This is a genomic window from Variovorax sp. 10N412, from assembly GCF_056394985.1.
The window spans coordinates 1-2,360 of sequence record NZ_JBFTIO010000044.1 but is presented as its reverse complement, the minus strand read 5'-3'; the positions used below and the strand labels follow the sequence as shown (position 1 = coordinate 2,360).

4 protein-coding genes are annotated in these 2,360 nt (G+C 62.7%); 2 read left to right on the top strand and 2 right to left on the bottom strand.

The window, feature by feature from the left end:
• Positions 1 to 377 (bottom strand): porin (locus AC1DJH_RS33045; protein WP_478188606.1); only part of this gene is annotated, 377 nt, incomplete at its 3' end.
• A 246-nt stretch (positions 378 to 623) separates the two neighbouring features.
• Here AC1DJH_RS33045 and AC1DJH_RS33040 point away from each other — a divergent pair.
• On the top strand, positions 624 to 1,073 hold the full coding sequence (locus tag AC1DJH_RS33040) for an OsmC family protein (protein WP_435441931.1): 450 nt from the start codon (positions 624 to 626) through the stop codon (positions 1,071 to 1,073).
• An 18-nt stretch (positions 1,074 to 1,091) separates the two neighbouring features.
• Here AC1DJH_RS33040 and coq7 read toward each other — a convergent pair whose 3' ends face one another.
• Positions 1,092 to 1,721, bottom strand: coding sequence for a 2-polyprenyl-3-methyl-6-methoxy-1,4-benzoquinone monooxygenase (gene coq7 / locus AC1DJH_RS33035; protein WP_478188607.1), 630 nt, complete (start codon positions 1,719 to 1,721; stop codon positions 1,092 to 1,094).
• Positions 1,722 to 2,001: 280 nt separating this feature from the next.
• On the opposite strand from coq7, the gene AC1DJH_RS33030 reads away from it, so the two are divergent.
• On the top strand, positions 2,002 to 2,360 hold a 359-nt coding region (locus tag AC1DJH_RS33030; protein WP_478188605.1), incomplete at its 3' end, for a porin.

Here is a 2,360-nt window from a genome sequence, read left to right as displayed (position 1 = left end):
CCGGACAGGCTCACGGTCGAGCGACGAGCGAACGTCGAGACACCGGTTGCGCCGTCGTCATTGGTGATCGGGGCTTCGAGCCAGAAGCTGGCTGCCAGACCGCCACCCAGGTCTTCCGTACCACGGAAGCCCAGACGGCTGGAGTTGTAGCCCGAGTTCGCCAGAGCGGTACGGCGGACCTTGACGCTGCCTTGGTTCGTATACGTGGGAATGTTGAAGTCGTTGCGCAGCACGGTGGGCTTGAGGTCCCGCGAACTGGACGAATAGCTGCTGATCGATGCGTCGACCACACCGAACAGAGTGACGGACGACTGAGCCGAGGCAACACCGGCGACAGCCAGGGCAGCCAGAGCAGCTGCCCTTTCAGGCGCGCGCACTAGAGTGGCTCAGGCCTGCTGGGTGTCCCGCGACAAAGAAAAAAGCCCCGAGCTTTGCAGCTCGGGGCTAAATCCACCAATTGGAAGGGTGGAGGAGACAACTTGCTGCACGCAACGGGGCGTGCAATGAAATAAAGTATATCGACTGTTTGCTGCGATGCAACAAGCGAGTGACGCTTTTCCCACACATCAACCGATGTTGCTGTGCATTTTTGCCCGACATCTCTCACTGGAACCCGAACGACCATGGAATGCACAGTAAGTTGGACCGGTGACGCCGGCACCCGATCGGCCATGGGCTTCGTTGCCGAGACCGGCAGCGGCCATGTCCTGACGATGGACGGCGCACCCGACGCCACCAAGCCGGAAAACGGCGGCCAGAACCTGGCGCCCCGGCCCATGGAGACGCTGCTCGCCGGCACCGGCGGCTGCACGGCCTATGACGTCGTGCTCATCCTGAAGCGCGGCCGCCACCGCGTCGAGCGCTGCAGCGTCAAGCTGACGAGCGAACGGGCCGAAAAAGACCCCAAGGTGTTCACCAAGATCCACATGCATTTCACGGTGGCGGGAAAAGGCATCCCTGCCTCAGCCGTGGAGCGCGCAGTTGCGCTGAGCCACGAAACCTACTGTTCCGCCAGCATCATGCTGGCGAAGACGGCCGAAATCACCACCAGTTTCGATCTGATCGAAACCTGAGGGCCGGACCATACCGGCTCAGATGCGGTGCGCCAGCGTTGTCATGATGCGGGACGCCACGCGCATCAGGGCCTTGGCTGGGGGCGGCAGTTCCGCAGCCCCGGCGTCGACGGCTTGTGCTGCGTGGCGCGCCTCGTCGAGCTTCATTTGCTCGACGACGGCCCTGGAGGCACTGTCGGCGGGTGGAAGGCGGTTCAGGTGGCTGTCGAGGTGGGCCTCCACCTGCCGCTCCGTTTCGGCGACGAACCCCAGGCTCAGCGGATCTCCCAGACGCCCCGCAACGAGCCCGAGGCCAAAAGCACCGGCGTACCAGAGCGGATTCAGTATCGAAGGCCTTGCGCCAAGTTCATCTAGGCGCTGGCGCGTCCAGGCCAGATGATCGGTTTCCTCGTGTGCGGCCTCGATGAACTGGGCGCGCAAGGATGCGTCATGCGTCACGGCAGCCTGCGCGGTATAGAGCGCTTGTGCACAGACCTCGCCGACGTGGTTCACGCGCATCAGGGCGCCAGCCTCCCTTCGCTCAGGAGCGCTCAGCTCGCCCGGGGCATCGAAAGGGGCGGGCATGGCCCGGGTGGCGTGGGGGCGGGCAAAAAGAGTGCGCAGTGCCGCGTCCGCCGCGGTCAGCACAGGATCTAGCAGGGGCGTCATGGGTCTATTTGAACCCACGTGGGAAATGACCTGCTTGAGCGCCGTCATATTTCACATGATGACAAGAAGGGGGTCCAAGTCCTTTGTTGCAGGCGTGCAACGAAACGCGATGACCAGCCAACTTTTCGGCCGAATTGTTTTGCCCTGCTGCGACGGCTCTGGTGCAATAGCAACAACTTCCCAAAAGGAGGTTGGCCCGGGGTCCGGTGGGAGCACTAAGTGCCAGTCACAGTGAGCCCTTCGCACCGGAGCCCTATGTTTAACCTTGGAGAAACTTGCAATGAAAAAATCTCTAGTTGCTCTGGCTGCCCTGGCTGTCGCCGGTGTTGCCTCGGCTCAGTCGTCCGTCACTCTGTTCGGTGTGGTCGACGCGTCGGTCAGCGGCTACTCGTCCAACTCGCGCGACCTCAACGGTGCGACGCTGTTGAACCCGTTCTACCAAAACCAAGGCAGCGCCAAGGTCAGCCGTACGACTCTGGCTAACTCGGCGTACAACTCCAGCCGTCTGGGCTTCCGTGGTACGGAAGACCTGGGTGGCGGTCTGGCAGCCAGCTTCTGGCTCGAAGCCCCGATCACCAATGACGACGGCGCAACCGGTGTCTCGACGTTCGCTCGTCGCTCGACCGTGAGCCTGTCCGG